This is a genomic window from Rubritalea tangerina (genome assembly GCF_042683245.1).
Classification (GTDB): domain Bacteria; phylum Verrucomicrobiota; class Verrucomicrobiia; order Verrucomicrobiales; family Akkermansiaceae; genus Rubritalea; species Rubritalea tangerina.
In genome coordinates this window covers 1-18,911 of sequence record NZ_JBHUJB010000066.1, presented here as the reverse complement: position 1 = coordinate 18,911, position 18,911 = coordinate 1, and the positions used below count along the sequence as shown (strand labels likewise).

The 18,911-nt window shown below is 47.3% G+C and carries 16 protein-coding genes and 1 pseudogene; 16 read left to right on the top strand and 1 reads right to left on the bottom strand.

Going from position 1 to position 18,911, the window contains the following annotated elements; all coding sequences use genetic code 11:
* The first annotated feature begins 62 nt into the window (after positions 1-62).
* The 3 genes from ACFSW8_RS14210 (at position 63) to ACFSW8_RS14200 (ending at position 2,291) form a co-directional block, all read left to right on the top strand.
* Complete coding sequence (locus ACFSW8_RS14210) at positions 63-554, top strand: type IV toxin-antitoxin system AbiEi family antitoxin domain-containing protein (RefSeq protein ID WP_377090073.1); 492 nt, start codon at positions 63-65, stop codon at positions 552-554.
* A 130-nt stretch (positions 555-684) separates the two neighbouring features.
* A complete protein-coding gene (locus ACFSW8_RS14205; RefSeq protein ID WP_377090072.1) occupies positions 685-1,296 on the top strand; it encodes a DUF6088 family protein in 612 nt (203 codons plus the stop codon).
* A complete protein-coding gene (locus tag ACFSW8_RS14200; RefSeq protein WP_377090071.1) occupies positions 1,293-2,291 on the top strand; it encodes a nucleotidyl transferase AbiEii/AbiGii toxin family protein in 999 nt (332 codons plus the stop codon). Before ACFSW8_RS14205 ends, ACFSW8_RS14200 begins: the two co-directional genes overlap by 4 nt.
* 108 nt (positions 2,292-2,399) lie before the next feature.
* Here the strand turns inward: ACFSW8_RS14200 and ACFSW8_RS14195 are convergent.
* A pseudogene (locus ACFSW8_RS14195) lies at positions 2,400-2,784 on the bottom strand (integrase core domain-containing protein); the annotation flags it as partial.
* A 104-nt stretch (positions 2,785-2,888) separates the two neighbouring features.
* On the opposite strand from ACFSW8_RS14195, the gene ACFSW8_RS14190 reads away from it, so the two are divergent.
* From ACFSW8_RS14190 to ACFSW8_RS14130, 13 genes are all read left to right on the top strand, one after another.
* Positions 2,889-3,743, top strand: a complete 855-nt coding sequence (locus ACFSW8_RS14190) for a DUF5718 family protein (protein WP_377090069.1) — start codon at positions 2,889-2,891, stop codon at positions 3,741-3,743.
* A 78-nt stretch (positions 3,744-3,821) separates the two neighbouring features.
* A complete protein-coding gene (locus ACFSW8_RS14185; protein ID WP_377090068.1) occupies positions 3,822-4,796 on the top strand; it encodes an MBL fold metallo-hydrolase in 975 nt (324 codons plus the stop codon).
* Between the two features lie 325 nt (positions 4,797-5,121).
* Positions 5,122-7,479 (top strand): EcoAI/FtnUII family type I restriction enzme subunit R, encoded by a 2,358-nt coding sequence (gene hsdR, locus ACFSW8_RS14180; RefSeq protein ID WP_377091545.1) that lies wholly within the window; start codon positions 5,122-5,124, stop codon positions 7,477-7,479.
* Between the two features lie 27 nt (positions 7,480-7,506).
* Positions 7,507-8,994 carry a type I restriction-modification system subunit M gene (locus ACFSW8_RS14175; protein WP_377090067.1) on the top strand — a complete coding sequence of 496 codons (1,488 nt, stop codon included), beginning with the start codon at positions 7,507-7,509 and terminating at the stop codon, positions 8,992-8,994.
* 2 nt (positions 8,995-8,996) lie between these two features.
* On the top strand, positions 8,997-11,045 hold the full coding sequence (locus tag ACFSW8_RS14170) for a restriction endonuclease subunit S (RefSeq protein ID WP_377090066.1): 2,049 nt from the start codon (positions 8,997-8,999) through the stop codon (positions 11,043-11,045).
* A 9-nt stretch (positions 11,046-11,054) separates the two neighbouring features.
* Complete coding sequence (locus ACFSW8_RS14165) at positions 11,055-12,032, top strand: DUF3644 domain-containing protein (RefSeq protein ID WP_377090065.1); 978 nt, start codon at positions 11,055-11,057, stop codon at positions 12,030-12,032.
* The gene (locus ACFSW8_RS14160; protein WP_377090064.1) at positions 12,029-12,730 is read left to right on the top strand and encodes a DUF3800 domain-containing protein; all 702 of its coding nucleotides are present in this window, start codon (positions 12,029-12,031) and stop codon (positions 12,728-12,730) included. Before ACFSW8_RS14165 ends, ACFSW8_RS14160 begins: the two co-directional genes overlap by 4 nt.
* On the top strand, positions 12,717-13,169 hold the full coding sequence (locus ACFSW8_RS14155) for a hypothetical protein (protein ID WP_377090063.1): 453 nt from the start codon (positions 12,717-12,719) through the stop codon (positions 13,167-13,169). The genes ACFSW8_RS14160 and ACFSW8_RS14155 overlap by 14 nt, the downstream gene beginning before the upstream one ends.
* 145 nt (positions 13,170-13,314) lie before the next feature.
* Positions 13,315-14,058 carry an LEM-3-like GIY-YIG domain-containing protein gene (locus tag ACFSW8_RS14150; protein ID WP_377090062.1) on the top strand — a complete coding sequence of 248 codons (744 nt, stop codon included), beginning with the start codon at positions 13,315-13,317 and terminating at the stop codon, positions 14,056-14,058.
* Positions 14,059-14,288: 230 nt separating this feature from the next.
* Complete coding sequence (locus ACFSW8_RS14145; RefSeq protein ID WP_377178562.1) at positions 14,289-14,822, top strand: hypothetical protein; 534 nt, start codon at positions 14,289-14,291, stop codon at positions 14,820-14,822.
* A gap of 13 nt (positions 14,823-14,835) precedes the next feature.
* Entirely contained in the window at positions 14,836-15,900 is a 1,065-nt protein-coding gene (locus ACFSW8_RS14140) for an endonuclease NucS domain-containing protein (protein ID WP_377090060.1), read from the top strand.
* Between the two features lie 30 nt (positions 15,901-15,930).
* Positions 15,931-17,184 carry a protein NO VEIN domain-containing protein gene (locus tag ACFSW8_RS14135; protein ID WP_377090059.1) on the top strand — a complete coding sequence of 418 codons (1,254 nt, stop codon included), beginning with the start codon at positions 15,931-15,933 and terminating at the stop codon, positions 17,182-17,184.
* Between the two features lie 21 nt (positions 17,185-17,205).
* On the top strand, positions 17,206-18,717 hold the full coding sequence (locus ACFSW8_RS14130; protein ID WP_377090057.1) for a KAP family P-loop NTPase fold protein: 1,512 nt from the start codon (positions 17,206-17,208) through the stop codon (positions 18,715-18,717).
* Positions 18,718-18,911: the final 194 nt, after the last annotated feature.

Below are 18,911 nucleotides of genomic sequence, written 5' to 3'. Positions count from 1 at the left end.
GGATGGATCGAAGAAGTCGTAAGTCGCTGATGGATAAACTACAGCTCCTTAAGTGAACGCGCATGCTTATCCGCCTATCACGAGGTGTTTATATGCACCCTGAGGCAGTGATTGACGAGAATGTGAGTCTTTCTGAAGTGGTAGCCCGCGTCCCTAAGGCCACCATCGCCCTCATTTCTGCACTACAATTTCACCAAATAGGCACCCAGCAAGCACATTCCGTGTGGATTCTTCTCAAACAAAACGCCGTCACACCTAGGATAGATTACCCATCTATCGAAGTCGTACGTAGTGGAATTACTGGAGCCTTCACTGAAGGGATAGAGCATCACACTTTAAATGGCATTAAGATCCAAATTACCTCCCCGGCTCGCACTGTAGTGGATTGCTTTAAATACCGTAACCGTGTCGGTCTTGATGTCTGTCTCGAAGCTCTCAAGGATGTACTGCACAGCCATTCACCCAACAAAACGAGCGTCGCAGAAATAATGAAATATGCAAAGGTCCAGCGTGTCAGCAGTGTGATTCGCCCTTACCTCGATGCTCTTGTCTAAATAATGAACCTCATTGCATCACTACAGAATCGCCTCAGAAACCAATCGCGTCCAAATATTCAAAAACTATTGCTAATATTTTTCACAAAAAGACCCTTCAACTTGTGAAAAAAAATGCTACATAAAAGCAGTGAAATCCATTGAAAATAAAACATCTTCTAGAATTTATGCAAACCATAGGGGGTGGGCATTTTCTAAGATTGATTTCTTGGATATAGGCAATGACGTAGATATTCGTAAGGCTCTCTCCGAATTGGCTTCTAAAGGGACCATCCGCCGTGTCCTTCGTGGATTGTACGACTACCCGCGCATCAGTAAGTTACTCGGCACCGAGATGGGGCCTGACATCGACCAAGTAGCCAGCGCTTTGGCACGCAAGTCTGGCTGGCGCATCCAGCCTTCTGAGAACACAGCTCTGAACCACTTGGGTCTCTCAACCCAAGTTCCCGCACAGAGCATCTACCTGTCCGATGGTCCTAGCAAAACCTACGAGATAGGAAAACAGCAGCTTACCTTCAAAAAGCGCTCGCTGAAGGAATCAGTATTCAAGCACAAGGAAAGTGAACTTGTGGTGCAAGCACTCAAAGCACTAGGACAAGAACGTATTGATGACGCACTGCTCTCGCAGCTCGCAGACAAGTGGTCGCCTGGTACGTGGAAGAAAATCCTACGCGACACAAAAACTGCTCCGGCCTGGGTCAGCGACCTGATCCTGCAAATCACCAAGCGTACTGAGGCATGAACCGAGTTGCTAAACGATCCGAGCAGGAACGTAATGAGCTCTTCACCATGACAGCCGAGCGCATGGGACTAAGCTCCGTCGCTATTATCGAGAAAGACTTCTGGGTCTGCTGGACACTGAAGCAACTTTTCGAGCACTCCAAGCTATCAAAGCTATTCATCTTCAAAGGCGGCACAAGTTTATCGAAAGTCTACGGATTGATTCACCGATTCTCTGAGGATCTTGATCTCGTACTCGACTGGCGCGAGGTGAATGTAGGAAAAGACCCGATGGCTGAACGCTCAAAGAGGCAACAGTCAAAGCTGAACGATAATCTTAACGAGCGTGCCGTCACTTACATTGCAGAGGTCATCTTGCCGCTCCTAGAAGAAGCTCTTGGTTCACACTGCGAGTTAGAAATAAAAACGGATGAGAAAGACCAAGGCCATGTAGTTCGGGTCAAATACCCTAGGGCTGCGAGCACCGAGGCCATACTGCCATATATTCAGCTGGAGATCGGCCCCTTAGCGTCATGGCTCCCCCACTCAAACCACACAGTCGAACCCTACGCGGCGGAGCATTTCCCAGCTGTGTTCGAGGAGGCTGAGTGTGCTGTTCAAGCGATCGATGCTGAACGTACGTTCTGGGAGAAAGCCACGATCCTCCATCACGAAGCGAATCGCCCAGAAGGAACTCCAGTTCCCGCACGCTATTCACGCCACTATTACGACCTCTTTATGATGGCCGCTGACGAAGAGTTGAAAGCATCTTCACTAGGACAGTCAGACTTACTCGTATACGTGGTGGAATTTAAGAAAAAGTTCTACCCGCGTGCTTGGGCGGACTATGACGCCGCCGTCACAGAAGCACTGAAACTCGTACCGCCTGAGCATGTACTCAACGCCATGCAGAAGGATTATGAAGCGATGCAGGAAATGATCTTCGGAGAACGTCCCACCTTCGACGAAATCATTGCCGCCCTGATCAATCTAGAACGTGAGATTAACGAATCGTAGGAGTCGAATGATTCATTCGTTAACTATTAATTGTTAGTTGTTAATCATGTAGCAATGAAACCTAATGTATTGAAAGATAAGTGGCCTGACCCCGCAGTTTGGACAGCTCTAAACTGTAGATTCAGTGAAGATGTTGTTTCTTATTAGGTTTGGGATTAGGTCGCGTACAGACGGAGTGGAGGGCGTAGCCCGTAACGAAGTCTGTACGCTGCGCGCGAACTCATTGGGTTTCAGATACGCTAACAAACTGTGGATGCGCTCATCATTATATTCTCTTCTCCACGCTTCGAGCAAAATTTTTGCTTCTGCTAGAGAGTAGAAGATTTCTCGATTCAAAAACTCATCTCTAAGTTTGTCGTGAAAGCTTTCAATATAGCACTGCTCCCATGGTGACCCAGGCGTGATGTAGTGCGTTTTGATGCCTTGAGCTTAAGCCATCCCGAAATTTGTACGCGATATATTCTGGGCCATTGTCGCTCCGAATAAATTGAGGAGGCTGTTGTGCGGGTGCATAACACGGCCTCGCGTTGAGATATCTGGCATGGTTGTGGTAGACGATTTTCTCAAGCTGCGCTAGAGCACTCGTGTTAATCGATTATGAAATCACTATCAGACATCATCAGCAACAACGATTGGGTTGGGCTTGGCATTGCGGGGAATCAGGCGGAGCATTTGGATCAAGCTGGAGAAGCTGACGACTTCAAGGACGTGGTAGCCCTAGAGAACGCCCCGAAAGGCATATTTCCTTGGTTCATTCCAAACCACGATAGCTTTCTTTCTACCAATCCCCTCTCGCACACTGAACTGAAGCTTAAGGGCAATGACCCGCTACAGCCCGAGCCTGAGATTGCTCTCATCGTCGAACTCGAGTACGCAGAAGACGCATGCCTCGTAAAGAATCTCGACGTGCTAGGTTTCAGCGCCTTCAATGATTGCTCACGTAGAATTGCTGCTGACAAGATCAGCCATAAGAAGAACTGGGGAGCGGCATCGCAAGGTGTGGCTGATGCCCTTGTCTCCATCGATGACTTTACCACTCCGGGAGGCAGCATCGAGAATTACCGCATCGTCTGTTATCTCAAGCGTGACGGTAGACTCCTCCAATACGGTTGCGACACTGCGGTGTCCGACTATTGTTATTTCAACCAGCAATTAGTCGACTGGATCGTCAAGCAGATCAATACCCAACAGGACCACGGACCATTGGAACCCATTGCCGACATGCTTGCTTCTACTACGCCGAAGTACGCAGTGATTGGCATCGGGGCTACCTGCTACACTGATTTTGGCAATAGCGACCAACGGTTTCTCCAAGACGCCGATGATGTCTTTGTCGCTGTCTATAATGCGAAGAAGCACGACTTAAGTTCTGTAGAAAAGCATTTAGCTGGCGAGCCCCATTTGGTGAAGGATGATTCGCTGATCGTTCTCCAGCAAAGAGCCCATACCTAGCAAAGCTTGGCGTAAATTGAGAGTGCAAGATGCCAGATATGCAATATGATGGCAGCGTTCATCTAATATTCTAACATCATGCACTCACAGCCATCTAATCTATCACGCCGCCAATTCGGAGGTATCGCAGTTGCCACCGCAGCCCTCTCTTCCTTGCTCCCATCGAGGGCCTCTGGAGAAGAAAGTAAAAATGCGATCCAAGCACCGAAAGGAATGCTCCAAACCCAATGGGGAGATTACACGATCACCTCCCTACTCGATGGTGTCATCCCAATGAAGCGTGAGCTGTTTTCAGGCAGAGACAAAGAAGTCGATTCGATATTGGAGCAAATTGGGCAATCAGGCGGAACCCTCCCTAGCCCAATCTCAGCCTTCCTGCTCACTTCAGCCAAGCACAACATCCTCATCGACTCCGGCTTTGGCGCACTCGACATGTTCGGACCCGGTTTTGGCAATGTGCTCAATGGCCTCTATGCTGCGGGGCTCACTCCCGAAAAAATTGACAAGGTGATCATCACCCACGCCCACCCCGATCACATCGGGGGGATGCTCAGCAAAGATGGCAATGTGGTCTTTCCCAATGCCGAGCTCATCATTGCAGAAAAAGAAGCGCAATTCTGGAACAGCAAAGCAATGATGGAAAAAGCTCCCGACAGTGCCAAAGGGGTTTTCCAACTCGCTCAAAAAGTCCTCGGAACCTATAAAAACCAAATGAATCAAGTGGCTTCCGGCAAGGAAGTGGCTCCAGGAATTCAACTCGACCTCTCGCCAGGCCACACCCCAGGCCACAGCATTCTCACGATCGATGGAGGCGACAAACCACTCAAAATGATCGCCGACACGCTGCACAATTGTGAGCTTCATACAGCACTGCCAGATATCGCTTTTGCATTTGATCTCGACCCTAAACAAGCAGTCGCTGCGAGAATCAAACTGTTCGATCAACTCTCAGCAGACAAGGCACTCGTTCTGGGATCACACGTCCACTTTCCTGGATATGGGCGGATCCTTAAGGTCAATAATGCCTACCGCTTCATCACTGCCACCATCTAACATCCCCTCGGCTTTGAGTGCTGTGTAGGCAATGCCCCCCGTCTCAGACAGCTCAGGTGTAGGAAAGACCTATCCGTTTATACGCTCTGCTAGAGCCCCTTACACTCTTGTATGGTATAAAGGATATCTATTCTATGAGTATTCCCACAATCACACCAACTTTGATACTGAGTCTAACTCATTCTCCAGAGAGGCTTTAGGAAAGCAGACTCAAATCCATAGTTTTTCTCGCTTCCAGTCATTGCTAGAAACTGATAGTACCTCACGGTCATTCACATCCGTCGTATGCATCTCCCTATCGCGAAGCCCAAGCCCCTCCCTCACCATGGATAAGAAAGAGAAACTCGAACTCAGCGAATCAGATATCTGCGCCAAATTCATTACCCCTGCGCTCCACGCTGCAGGTTGGGATGAAATGAAGATTCGCCGCGAAGTCACTCTTACTCCTGGCCCTATCGTCGTTCGAGGAAATCTCTCATCGCGTAACAAAAAAAAGAAAAAATTCGCCGATTACGTTCTCTACTGGAATCCAAGCACGCACGTCGCCGTAGTTGAGGCAAAGGAGAACAATAAATCCGTCAGCCACGGCATGCAGCAGGCTCTAGGCTACGCCGAAATCCTCGAAGTTCCCAGTGCCTTTAGCTCAAACGGAGATGCCTTCGCCTCTCACAACAAGACTCCCGACGAAGGGGAAGACATCGAAACAGAATTCCCTCTCGAAGCCTTCCCCTCACCTCTCGAACTCTGGCAGCGCTATAAGAAATTTCGTGGTATCTCAGATGAAGAAGAAAAGCTCGTCCTAGAGCCTTACTACCAAGACGCCTACGGCAAGGAGCCACGCTACTACCAAGCAGAAGCCATCAATCGCAGCATAGAAGCTGTCGCTCATGGTCAGAAGCGCATCTTGCTCGTCATGGCCACTGGCACAGGGAAGACCTACACCACCTTCCAAATCATTTGGCGACTCTGGAAAGCAGGTGCTGCCAAGCGCATCCTCTTCCTCGTCGACCGCAACATTCTCGCTGACCAAACTCTCGTCAATGACTTCAAGCCCTTTGGCTCGGTCATGACCAAGATCAAGAACCGCAAGATTGACCCATCCTACGAGATTCACCTCGGCCTCTACCAAGCTCTCACTGGACCAGATGAAGAGGATAAGATATTCAAGTCTGTCTCCCGCGACTTCTTCGACCTCATTGTCATCGACGAGTGCCACCGTGGGAGTGCTGCAGATGATTCCGCATGGCGTGAGATCCTCGACTACTTCTCCAGTGCCACCCAGCTAGGCCTCACTGCTACTCCAAAGGAAACCAAATACGTTTCCAACATCACCTACTTCGGTGACCCCATCTACACCTACACACTCAAGCAAGGGATCGAAGACGGCTTCCTCGCTCCCTACAAGGTGATCAAATACCACCTCGACAAGGACCTCATGGGCTGGACTCCTCCTGCTGGGATGAAAGACGACCTCGGCATCGAGATCGAACAGCGCGAATACAACCAGAAGGACATGGACCGCATCCTCGTCCTCAACCAGCGTACACGCCTCGTAGCTAAGAAAGTCATCGAGTTCCTCAAGGCTTCTAACGATCCTTACGCCAAGACCATCATCTTCTGCGAGGACATCGACCACGCTGAGCGCATGCGCAAGGCCATCACCAATGCTGCAGGTCAGATCGCCATCGACAATCCGAAATACGTCATGCGTATCACAGGCGACAGCAAGGAAGGGAAAGACGAGCTAGACAACTTCATCGACCCTGAGAGCAAGTTCCCAGTCATCGCCACCACCTCAGAACTCCTCACCACAGGAGTCGATGCCAAGACGTGCAAACTCATCGTACTCGATAAGACCGTCACCTCCATGACCACCTTCAAGCAGATCGTAGGCCGAGGTACACGCATCGATGAAGAACATGACAAATACTTCTTCACCTTGATGGATTTCAAAAATGCCACCCAGCTCTTCAGAGACCCAGACTTCGATGGTGAGCCAGTAGTGATCTATGAGCCAGACGACACAGACCCACCTCTCCCGCCAGATCCAGAGGACGATGGTGACGACGGTTTCGACGACCACGGTGATGATGGTGACGACAGCTCAGGTGGCGGTGTAAAAAAATTCAAAGTCAGTGGCGTCACAGTCAAAGTTCTCTCCGAGACGGTTGAATACCTAGGAGAAGATGGCCAACTCGTCACCGAGTCCTACCGCGACTACTCAAAGAAAAGCATCCGCAAGGAATTCTCCTCGCTCGATGACTTCCTGCAAAAGTGGACTGATGCCCACAAGAAGAAGGCCATCATCGAAGAACTGGCAGAATATGGTGTCGAACTCGACAAGCTTGCCGAAGAGGTTGGCCCAGACTACGGAGCTTTTGATCTCATCTGTCACATCGCCTTTGACCAACCACCTCTCACACGCCAAGAGCGTGCGAACAATGTCAAAAAGCGCAACTACTTCACCAAGTACGGTGAGCAAGCACGCGCTGTGCTCGAAGCTCTCCTCCAGAAGTACGAGGACGAAGGCGTCGTTAGTATTGAGGACAAAAAAATACTAGAACACGCGCCGTTCACTTCCCTAGGCAACCCACTTGAAATTGCCCAAGCCTTCGGAGGCCCACGCCAGTACGAAGCCGCCATTGCCGAGCTAGAGCAAGCGCTGTACAGCAAATCAGCTTAACACTTTTATCACATTCCTAATATCAAAATGAGCAACTTAAGCGGAATCATTAAGTCCATCCAAGACATCATGCGTAAAGACGTCGGTGTCGACGGAGACGCGCAGCGCATCAGCCAGCTTGTCTGGATGTTCTTTCTCAAGATCTACGATGACCGAGAGGCTGTCCTAGAATTCTTAGAAGACGACTATACTTCCCCTATTCCAGAAGATCTGCGTTGGAGAAATTGGGCTACAGATGCAGAGGGCATGACAGGTGAAACCCTCAGTAGCTTCATCAATGACAAACTCTTCCCAACACTCAAAGATAAGCTGACCTTAGCTGGCCCTAACGGCCCACGTGCGCAGGTCATTCACAATGTCTTTGAGGACGCCTACAACTACATGAAGTCTGGCACCCTCATTCGTCAGGTCATCAACAAGATCTGTGAGATCGACTTCAACAACACCGAAGACCGTCACACCTTCGGCTCTATCTACGAGCAAATCCTCAAGGACCTGCAGAGCGCAGGTAATGCAGGTGAATTCTACACTCCACGCGCTGTCACCCAGTTCATTGTCAACCGTGTCGACCCACAACTCGGCGAGTCGGTCTTTGATCCCGCTTGCGGTACAGGTGGCTTCCTCGCCTGTACCATCGATCACAAGCGCGACCAATACGTCAGTACTCCAGCTGACGAGAAGGTCTTAGTGGACAGCATCCACGGCGTTGAAAAGAAGGCACTCCCCCACATGCTCTGCACGACTAACATGATCTTGCACGGCATCGATACGCCGACCAACATCCGTCACGACAACACCCTATCCCGCCCCTACAAAGACTACGGCAATAGTGACCGCAAGGACGTGATCCTCTCTAACCCTCCCTTCGGAGGGACGGAGGAAGATGGTATCGAAAACAACTTCCCCGCAAACTTCCGCACCCGCGAGACCGCCGACCTCTTCATGGCGCTCATCATCAAGCTCCTCAAGGACAATGGCCGCGCCGCAGTCGTTCTTCCAGATGGCTTCCTCTTCGGTGAAGGCGTAAAGACCAAGCTCAAGAAAGAGCTGCTAGAGAAGTGCCACCTTCACACCATCGTTCGTCTCCCGAACGGAGTTTTCAATCCCTACACAGGCATCAAGACCAACCTCCTCTTCTTCACTAAGAAGCCAGAAGGTGAACAGCCAGCGACCAAGAACGTCTGGTACTACGAGCACCCTTATCCAGAAGGCGTCAAAAGCTACAACAAGACTAAACCAATGAAGTTTGAGGAGTTCGCCGCCGATATCGAGTGGTGGGGATCTGAAGATGACGGATTCGCCTCGCGTGTCGAAAATGAACAAGCATGGAAAGTCAGCATCGAGGACATTGAGAAGCGTAACTACAACCTCGACATCACCAACCCACACGTAGAGGAAGCTGTGAATTACGACCCAGAAGAGTTGTTAGCTACTTACAATAAACAGCAAGCTGACATCCAAGACATCCGTGATCAGCTTAAGTCCATTCTCTCTGAAGCACTTTCTAGCAAGTAAGCATGAGTACCGCAGAACAACTCATTACAGAGCATCTCGACCTCTGGACTTCGACTATTGTTGATAAGAAGTCTTCAGGGCGTGGCGGAAGAGGCAAACGAGAACTCTATGGCATAAAGAAACTTCGAGAGCTTATTTTGGAGCTCGCTGTTAGAGGTCTTCTAGTCCCACAAGATCCGAACGAGGAACCTGCTTCAAAACTAATTGAACGAATTTCAGCCAAGAAAGATGAGCTCATCAAATCTAAGCTGATTAAAAAAACTAAACCTCTACCAAACCTTACCCCAAAAGATCACCCATTCATAAAACCTAAAGGATGGGAGTTTATTAGACTCGGTGATTTAACATCGAAACTCGGCTCGGGAAGCACCCCTCGTGGAGGGAAGCAAGCATACACAGACACAGGAATCATTTTCCTAAGATCCCAGAATATCTGGAATGACGGCATACGCCTGCAAGACATAGCTTACATACCTGAATCAACACACGACTCCATGTCTAACACCAAAGTTAGACCCCATGATGTCCTGCTCAACATAACAGGAGCCTCCCTTGGTAGGTCGACTATATTCCCAGAGCATCTCGAAACAGCGAATGTAAGCCAGCATGTTACGATTATTCGTCTTTTAGACAATGAAATGGCAAGATTCGTACATACTGGAATATTAGCTCCAATGGTACAACGCCTTGTCTGGGGACGTCAGGTTGGTATGGCGATTGAAGGGTTAAGTAAAAAAGTTCTAGAGTTATTTGAGTTCCCCCTCCCACCCCTCGCCGAGCAGAAGCGTATTGTGGCGAAGGTCGATGAATTGATGGCGCTCTGCGATCAGTTAGAGCAACAAACCGAGGACAACATCAAGACCCACGAGACTCTCGTCAAAACCCTCCTCGACTCACTCACCTCCGCCACAGCAGATGCCGAGCAGTTCCAACAAGCGTGGTCCCAGATCGAAGCAAACTTCGATCTCCTCTTCACCACCGAGTCCTCCATCGACCATCTCAAACAAGCCATCCTCCAACTCGCCGTCATGGGCAAACTCGTCCGCCCTGCCTGCCGGCAGGCAGGCAAGACCCAAGACTCACTTCCAAGCCCAACTGGTAAACTCTGGTGGGCCTACGTCATAGAGTGCGAAGACGGCAGTTTCTATAAAGGACACACCGAAGACCTCCCTCGACGCTGGAAACAACATTGTGCAGGCTCAGCAGCAGATTGGACGAAACAACACCCACCGAAGCAGCTCTTCTATTGGGAAGAATGTGGCAGTAAAGAAGCTGCTATACAGCGCGAAAAATACCTCAAATCAGGAAGTGGCCGCGAGTGGTTCAAACAGGAAGTGGTCGATAAACCCGAAGCCTGGGAACCCGCCTCCGAACTCCTAAAACGCATCGCCGAAACCCTTCCACCTAGGAAAGGCAATAGATCTAAAAATATTGCTGACGTAGCATCGGAGCCTTTTGAACTTCCAAGTAATTGGTCATGGGCCAGATTTCCTCAGTTAGGTGAATTCGGCCGTGGGAAGTCAAAACATCGCCCACGCAACGATTATTCGCTGTACGTAGATGGAACACACAAATTAATCCAAACTGGAGACGTTGCTAGATCGTCTGGGGTAGTCGAGACACATACTGCTTTGTATAATGAAGTTGGATTAGCTCAGAGTAGAAAATGGCCAAAAGGAACGCTGTGTATAACTATCGCAGCCAATATAGCCGATTCTGGTATTCTTAGTTTCGATGCCTGCTTTCCCGATAGTGTTGTAGGATTCATTCCATCTGATTATTTACCCTCGGTTAACTATTTTGAATACTTTTTGAGAACAGCAAAGGAGCACTTAGAATCTTTTGCCCCAGCCACTGCACAGAAAAATATAAACCTAGGGATTTTGGAGCAAGTAATGATTCCTCTCCCCCCAGCAATAGAGCAACACCGTATCGTCGCCAAAGTAGACGAGTTGATGGCCCTCTGCGACGCCCTCAAAGCCAAGCTACAAGCCGTCCAAGCCACCCAACATACACTGACCAACAGTATTGTTGAACAAGCTGCTGTATGACCCATAGTCATGAAAGCTCGTAAAAAAGAACTACTTGATCGCTCAATAGCAGCAATGCTTTCAGCTATTGAGATCTACAACAAACCAGACTTTGCCTATCGTGAGGAAACTTTTGCGATACTCGCCATCAACGGATGGGAATTACTGCTAAAAGCCAAGTGGTTGGATGACCATAAGAATCAAGTACGTTCCCTTTATGTCAAGGAGCATGGCCGCAAGAAAGATGGAACTAAGAGTAAAAAATTAAGAATTAAAAAGACTAGGTCAGGCAACCCATTCACCCACAGTCTGGAGTATCTAGCAAATCAACTCGTTAGCCTTGGAAAATTAGACAAGCATGCAAAAGCCAACATCGATGCCCTAACGGAACTAAGAGATTCATCTATTCACTTTTACAACAACTCAGGGGCATTTCCTATCCGCCTCCAAGAAATTGGCGCGGCATGTATGAAGAATTTCGTATCAGCCTCCAAAGACTGGTTTGATCGTGATCTCAGTGAGTACAATTTCTACCTAATGCCTCTCTCATTTGTGACACTTCCTCGCGACCAAGAAGGTTTAGTTCTAAACCCTGAGGAAACTAACTTCATCGAGTATCTAGAATCATTAGAGCCCGATACTGACAGCTCAGATCATGACTACGCCGTCACTGTGAATATCGAGCTCAAATTCATCAAATCCAAAACCAGAGATGCACTAGCAATCACAGCTTCTAACTCTGATAATGCAGCTGAAGTAAGACTTACTGAGGAACAAGTAAGGGAGAAATATCCATGGGACTATAATCAACTGACAAGTAAATGCAGGGAACGGTATTCGGACTTCAAATGTTCCAAACCCTACCACGAATTACGCAAAGAGTTAGAAGTTGATGAAAAGTACGCTAACATTCGACTTCTCGACCCAGAGAAGCCCAAAGGCTCCAAAAAAACCTTTTACAATCCAAATATTCTCCAAGAACTAGATAAGCATTACCTGAAACAATGAAATTCGACATCTACTGCGACGAATGCTTCCCAGACCTATTGACCTCAGGTAATCCGCAGGCTCAATATGTGATCATCGGCAGCCTCTGGCTCCCTAGCGAGAAAAGAGCTGTTTATAAGACAGCTATTCATACCTTAAGAGATCAGCACAAAGTCGGAGGTGAAATCAAATCCCGTAAGGTGTCTCCATCGAAACTCGATTTCTACAAAGAGCTCATCGATTTCTATGTTGATCAAGGTACGGACTTACGTTTCAGAGCCATTGCTATCGACCACAGCAAGGTTGACATTGCAGGTCGCAATCAAAACTCAGCTGAACTTAGTTTCTATAAGTTCTATTACCAAATGCTGCACCACTGGCTTGGGGCTAACAATAGCTACAGTATCTTTTGTGATTACCAGACAAACCAGCATCCAGATAGGCTCACCGAACTCAAGAAGATACTCGGTAACGCAAACCCTCTAGCTGAATTTCCAGTTGTCCAATGGGTGCGCTCAAAAGAATCAGTACTCACGCAGCTGTCTGATGTGCTCACTGGCCTCACCTCAGCGAAACTCAACGCGACCACGACAGTTGGCAGCGCTAAACATGAACTACTCACTCATTTCGAGAGTAGATTGGAACGGACCATCGGCCCCACTGGTGTGACTGCGCAGAAATTCAACCTCTTCCAGATCAATTTAGATGGCGGATGGTAGTGAGAGACCCGACCTCTTGATTCTAGATGATTTAGAGATCTACAGAGGCTACTACAATAGCACTTATTGTGTACGACCGATCGAGACACACGATGGTATCAAAGTGCGCTTTAGAAGAGATCAATTCGCACACATTGTTCAAGAGTCATCGAACCGAGATGGCGTAAAAGACACGCCTTCTCCACAACGCCAACAAAGGCTTAGCTGGATCAAGATAGCACTCCAAGACCCTAGTTTCGTATTCAAAGCTGGATGGGATAACAAGAAGAGGGTCAATGACCACCAAAGAAGAATCACCGTGATGATTGACAATTTTGTCGTCGTGATTCGACTTAAATCCGCTACCGCTGCAGACTTTGTAACCTGCTATGTTGCTGACGATGCCAGAACGCAGGAAAAACTGAGAAATGCACCAGACTGGATTAACCCATACACCTAGACAAAAAAATACCGCAGATTTGCCAGGCTGGTTCTGCGGAGACCTTGATTGATTCATCAGCCACTGGCTGCGAACTCTGCCCACAAGCAACACTAGGTATGCTCACCTGTCAACTTAATACATTAAACACCTCTATTGATCTACTATGAGCCATACTAAATTCTCCCCTTCTATTACCAAAGAACTTGGCTACTACGTTTACCTCTACACCGATCCACGTGATGGTCAGACATTTTACGTAGGTAAGGGCAAAGGAAATAGAGCCTTTGCTCATCTCGATGAGGATTCAGAACATGAAAAGGTCAAAATCATTCATGAGATCCGAGAGGCGGGATTAGAACCTCAAATCGAAGTTCTAGTACATGGTTTGGAAGAAGAAGCTTCACTCAGAGTTGAAGCTGCCGTTATTGACCTACTAGGTAAAGACAAGCTCACCAACAAAGTAGGCGGGTATCGTAGCTCTAGCCACGGCCGAATGACTTTGGAGCAGCTCCGAGCCATTTATGAGAAGGAGGAAGTTACAGTCACTGACCCTGCAATTCTCATACGTATCAGCAAGCTTTTCCGCCATAACATGTCCCCCGCTGAACTCTACGATGCTACTCGCCACGCATGGCCTGTCGGAGACAGAGCCAACCAAATAAAGTACGCCCTAGCCGTCTACGACGGCATTGTGAGAGAAGTCTACGAAGTTAGTACTTGGTTAGAAGCTGGCTCAACATTCCTCAATAAAAAGCCTAGTGGTGGCAGAGGTGTCGAGAAGCGAAAAGAGTTTGTCGGGCGAGTCGCTGCAGAAGAGATTCGTAAGAAGTACCTCTACAAGTCTGTCTCTAACTACTTCAAAAAAGGACAACAATTTCCCTTCACCTATGTTGGCCTTGCAGAATAAGCATCGCATTTCTACACCCATGCTATCCTCCTACACAACTATCCTAGAGATTTTTAATCCCTCCCTAAAGCCAAACAAAGCCGAACCTTGATGCAGGTTTCTGGCTATACACATTACGAAAATGTGAGTAGTAACATTATGGCTTTCTTCTTTGATCCAGAAGAAGAGCATGGCCTAAGAGATTTACTCATTCGCTCGCTCTTTTATCACATAAACTCATAAAACTCCCAATGGAAAAATTCGCTAACCTCTCCCCATATACAACAGCTGGACAAGCTGCATTTATGTTAATGTTCTCGCTTCGAGAGTTACAGCATGGTCCAACAAAATCTGAATGCATACAGTTCATCAATTCTCGAAAATGGTTTGATATCCAGCTAGAAGACAAGAAACCGTATGCCAGTGGAAATACTGAACCTCGCTGGCAAACTCTCATCGCTTGGGGGAGAAAGAACTGTGTCGATTCTGGCTACATTGAAAACGAAGTAAGAGACTCATGGCAACCGACCAAAAACGGACTGAATGCCGTAGTCATGATGTGCAAAGCATTTGAAGAGAAAAGGGCTGATGTAAGACGCTGCTACCTTTTCACAACTAAGTTCAAGCAACTCATCGACCCAGCTTACTCTCCGTCGGACAACGACAAAAAACGTCCTGAGTACCTTTACGAGGATTGTCTACCTGAGTACAGAAAAAGTGTTAGAGGTAGCAAACAAGATCGTATTAATAAAATGATCCACGATCTTTTATCTGACGAACTTTAACCCTTTCATTCTTTTGCCCATCACAAACACCCTCTGGAACGTCTCCAACTCCCCTTCTAAACTTCAACTCGCTACTCTCGACTCTGAAGCGCAGTTAGAAGAGATGATCGTGAAACAACCTTCGATTCTTTCGGAACATTGGCTGCTCATCGGTCAACAAGTACAGACCTCCCACGGAGGCTTCATTGACCTCTTAGCCATCGATGCCGAGTCAAACCTTGTTGTCATTGAACTAAAGAAAGATAAGACACCTCGCGATGTTGTGGCTCAAGCGCTAGACTATGCCTCATGGGTCAAGAATCTAGAATCTAACGACATTGCTGAGATATACGACTCATCAAGAGATAGGCTAAGCCATACAGCTGAGAATCTAGATACCTGCTTCAAAGATTTTTTTGGGAGTCCACTCAACGAGGACAGTCTAAATGTGACCCACCAAATTGTGGTGGTGGCCTCTAAGCTCGATCCAAGTACTGAGCGCATCGTCAACTACCTCAATGATCTAGACGTAGCAATCAACGTACTTTTCTTTGAAGTATTCCAACATGGCTCTGAGCGCTTGCTGAGCCGTACATGGCTAGCTGACCCTGTAGAGACGACCATCAACGCGAATAACGCCCCTAGAGGCGACAGAGGAACATGGAATGGAGAATTCTATGTGTCTTTCGGTGAAGGCGATTCCAGAAACTGGGACGAGGCACAAGAATACGGCTTTGTTAGTGCAGGTGGGGGGGCTTGGTACTCTAGAACTCTCCAACAACTTCAAGCTGGTGACCGCATCTGGGTCAACATCCCACAAAGAGGGTTTGTGGGCGTAGGAACTGTCAAATCCCCCGCTATCGCTGCGAGCGATTTCCATCTTCGCAATTCACTCACCAAAGGTCATTACCACAAAGAATTCGATGATTCTGAAAATAGTGAATACTTCGTGGAGGTGGATTGGATCAAGACTATCCCACTTAACGAAGCCTACCGTGAAACAGGTTTCTTTGGGAATCAAAACACAGTCTGTAAACCGAGAACTAAGAACTGGAACCACACAGTCAAGAAGCTGAAACAGCACTTTTCTGTAGAGTAAGCTCTATCCAGCCCAAGTTTATTATCCCTCATGACACCCCATCCAAAAATCTCCCCAAAGCACTTCGTATCAGTCCTCAATCATTTTACTCGTAAAATTGAAGAATTAGACGGAGCGCCCTTTCAGTCCTTCGCAAAAGGAACTCCGTATAAGAAGGAAGGCTACAAACACGAACTCTTTGCTAATGCCCAAAGAAGGCTAGATGTAAAAAATTGGAAATTTGAGGATCTGGGTACAGGCAAGATCCTAGATAGAGTCATCTATGCAATAGAGATCGAGCATAGTGCCGAACAACACGGAAACAACCTGCTCAAATGGCGACAATACGGCGTCCACAAGCGCCTCATAGAGATCAAAGGTGAAGAGACTCTGAATGAATTTGAGACTCTTCTCTATGATTTCTACAGAGATGAACTCGATGGCGAAGATGCCTTCAACTATTTCATCGATCTTCTCAAAAGTAAGCAATACCCACTGATTGCCTACCTTTTCTTCATCAAAGACTGTGATAAATACCTGCCCATCAGCCCTGAGAGATTTGATATTGGGTTTCAACTGTTAGGTACCGAGCTTAAAACTTCTCATCGATGTAGTTGGGAGAACTATAACAGCTTTCTCACAGTAATCACCGAAGTTAGGGACTTCTTAAGAGCCGAAGGTTACTCCAATACTAGTCTGCTAGATGCCCATTCGTTTTGCTGGATCATAGCGCTGGATGACTTTCTCCCTTCGGAGGGAGAAGTTGGTGACGCAAACTCCTCAATGAACGCTCCAGCAAGTATTGCTGAATTCATCCCAACTAGAAATCTGCAACAGACGCTTCCAGATAGCTCTAGAACGACAGTATTACATAAGCAGCGTAGCTCCGATCTCCCCATAGACTGGGAGCGGAAACATAAGAATAATAGTCTTATTGGAAAACTCTCTGAGGAAATCGTACTCACTGCCGAGAAGTGTAGATTGAGAGAACTAGGTCTGACTGAACTAGCCGAATCTGTACAGCTAGTGTCAGAAGAGAATTCTCTGGGCTACGATATTCTCTCCTACAACGAGGATGGGACTGAGCGCTTCATAGAAGTAAAGACGGTGACGCAGCAAAGTGATTGCCACAGCTTCTTTACGAGCTGGAGACAGCTAGCTACAGCCGAACAAACCGCGAGTTATTTCTACTACCTCGTGCATGGACCGAGATCGCAGAGCCCAAAGATTGAGATCCTCGATCCAAGCTCTATCAAAGAAGAGTGGAAGAGCCCTATCAACTACTTAGTGACCTTGCCCAAATAACTTCGTTACACTCTAACTTCTATGAAATCTAGCAAAGGCGACTACGCCTCAGCTTACTACATCCTGAGATCCCTTCAGAATCTCACATTCAAATCTCCCCCACACCAATTTAACCGATTCATTAAATCCCTTATCCGCATGCATTTCTCAGACTCAGAAATCGTTCCTATTTCAGCTGAAAGCCCTCAAGAATCTGACTCCGACAATCACACGCAACCCCTCAACCATTACCATGAGCGTGGACTTCGTAAAGGTGAGACTGATCGGCTGGGTAGAGGTAAGTTTGTTCGCCATCTAGGGAAAGTGATCGCTCTTGCTCCAAGAAATGAGAGCATCGTGTTTGCGCTCTACGGCAAGTGGGGTGAAGGCAAATCAAGTGTGCTCCAACTACTAGAAGGTGAGTTTAAGAATGGAACATTAGAAACAGCACCTAGCGTCATCCATTTCAACCCATGGATTTTCAATGACCGTAAAGCCCTCTTCCACGCTTTCTTTGAAGATGTAGGCAACTCTCTTTCTGAACTTACTGGAGGCGACCCAACAGACAAAAGAGCAAAGAAGTGGAAAACTTTTGGTAAGGCTGCAGCTCTCATTGGGGGCACGGTGTCTGAAGTGGACAAAGTGCTAAGCTTAATCGGCCTTGCGGTCCCAGCTGGCAAGCAGATTGCAGAAGCTGGGAAGAGCCTTGAAAGGTTAGCTGATCACGTCAGTGAGAATATCAACCCAGACAAAGCTCAAAAGAGTTTGAAAACACTCAAGGATGAGCTTTCCAAGGAAATGGGAAAATCTGAACGATCTATCCTCATCGCCTTAGATGACGTTGATAGACTCCTCCCCTATGACCTGATCGAACTACTACACCTCATCAAAGCTCTAGCAGACATACCTAACGTCCATTATCTCATTCTCGCAGACAAAGAGAGAGTTGAGGCTAATCTAGTAAAGGCGGGAGTAGATAAGAACTATTTAGAGAAGATCGTTCAATTTGCCGTTCCTCTTCCAATTGCAAACATCTCAAAGGTCAGAGAATATCTTGTAGATGGACTAAAAGATATATTCAACGAGCTGATACCAATGGATCCCCGCTGCAATGACAATTTCTACAATGAACTATACAATTGTGATGACCTAGAGGGTTTTAAGGATCTTCGACAAGTGAAACGCTTTTTAGGAAGTCTTAGATTGAACCTTGGAAGTGTTGTTGAAGAAAACAACCTCGATCTACATATTTGGGACTACTTAAGACTACAGATTCTCTACCATCTATACTCAATAACATATCAACATATCAAGAAGAGCAGCAAAGTATTTGCAAGTCGTGTATCGCTCGACCCATTAGGAGACACACCTGAAGCCGAATACAATGAACTCTATGATAAATTCTTTAATGAACTTCCTGATTTTATAAACCACGAGAGTATATCTATCCTCAAAGAACTCATTCAGGATAAGAGATTACCCGAAAGTATAGAACAGAACTCATCACGCCGCCCATGCGCGTTCTCCGAGGAACAAATTAACAAAGGGCACTAACATCTCTCTCAAATTGAACATCCTCTCAAATTTGAATTCTCTTAAATCAGTGCCTCTCAGAGTGTGACACGTTTGTTATTGGCTAGTTCTTAGAATTCCTGTGCCCATATTTCAAAAAGAGGTATTCCACCATGTGCGTTCACTTAAGGATTTGTAGATTATCCATCAGCGACTTACGACTTCTTTGATCCATC

What these genes read in the sequence shown, in the direction of transcription:
- ACFSW8_RS14210 (WP_377090073.1), top strand. Translation starts at nt 63, where the DNA reads ATGCTTATCCGCCTATCACGAGGTGTTTATATGCACCCTGAGGCAGTG.
- ACFSW8_RS14200 (WP_377090071.1), top strand. Translation starts at nt 1,293, where the DNA reads ATGAACCGAGTTGCTAAACGATCCGAGCAGGAACGTAATGAGCTCTTC.
- ACFSW8_RS14190 (WP_377090069.1), top strand. Translation starts at nt 2,889, where the DNA reads ATGAAATCACTATCAGACATCATCAGCAACAACGATTGGGTTGGGCTT.
- ACFSW8_RS14185 (WP_377090068.1), top strand. Translation starts at nt 3,822, where the DNA reads ATGCACTCACAGCCATCTAATCTATCACGCCGCCAATTCGGAGGTATC.
- hsdR (WP_377091545.1), top strand. Translation starts at nt 5,122, where the DNA reads ATGGATAAGAAAGAGAAACTCGAACTCAGCGAATCAGATATCTGCGCC.
- ACFSW8_RS14175 (WP_377090067.1), top strand. Translation starts at nt 7,507, where the DNA reads ATGAGCAACTTAAGCGGAATCATTAAGTCCATCCAAGACATCATGCGT.
- ACFSW8_RS14170 (WP_377090066.1), top strand. Translation starts at nt 8,997, where the DNA reads ATGAGTACCGCAGAACAACTCATTACAGAGCATCTCGACCTCTGGACT.
- ACFSW8_RS14165 (WP_377090065.1), top strand. Translation starts at nt 11,055, where the DNA reads ATGAAAGCTCGTAAAAAAGAACTACTTGATCGCTCAATAGCAGCAATG.
- ACFSW8_RS14160 (WP_377090064.1), top strand. Translation starts at nt 12,029, where the DNA reads ATGAAATTCGACATCTACTGCGACGAATGCTTCCCAGACCTATTGACC.
- ACFSW8_RS14155 (WP_377090063.1), top strand. Translation starts at nt 12,717, where the DNA reads ATGGCGGATGGTAGTGAGAGACCCGACCTCTTGATTCTAGATGATTTA.
- ACFSW8_RS14150 (WP_377090062.1), top strand. Translation starts at nt 13,315, where the DNA reads ATGAGCCATACTAAATTCTCCCCTTCTATTACCAAAGAACTTGGCTAC.
- ACFSW8_RS14145 (WP_377178562.1), top strand. Translation starts at nt 14,289, where the DNA reads ATGGAAAAATTCGCTAACCTCTCCCCATATACAACAGCTGGACAAGCT.
- ACFSW8_RS14135 (WP_377090059.1), top strand. Translation starts at nt 15,931, where the DNA reads ATGACACCCCATCCAAAAATCTCCCCAAAGCACTTCGTATCAGTCCTC.
- ACFSW8_RS14130 (WP_377090057.1), top strand. Translation starts at nt 17,206, where the DNA reads ATGAAATCTAGCAAAGGCGACTACGCCTCAGCTTACTACATCCTGAGA.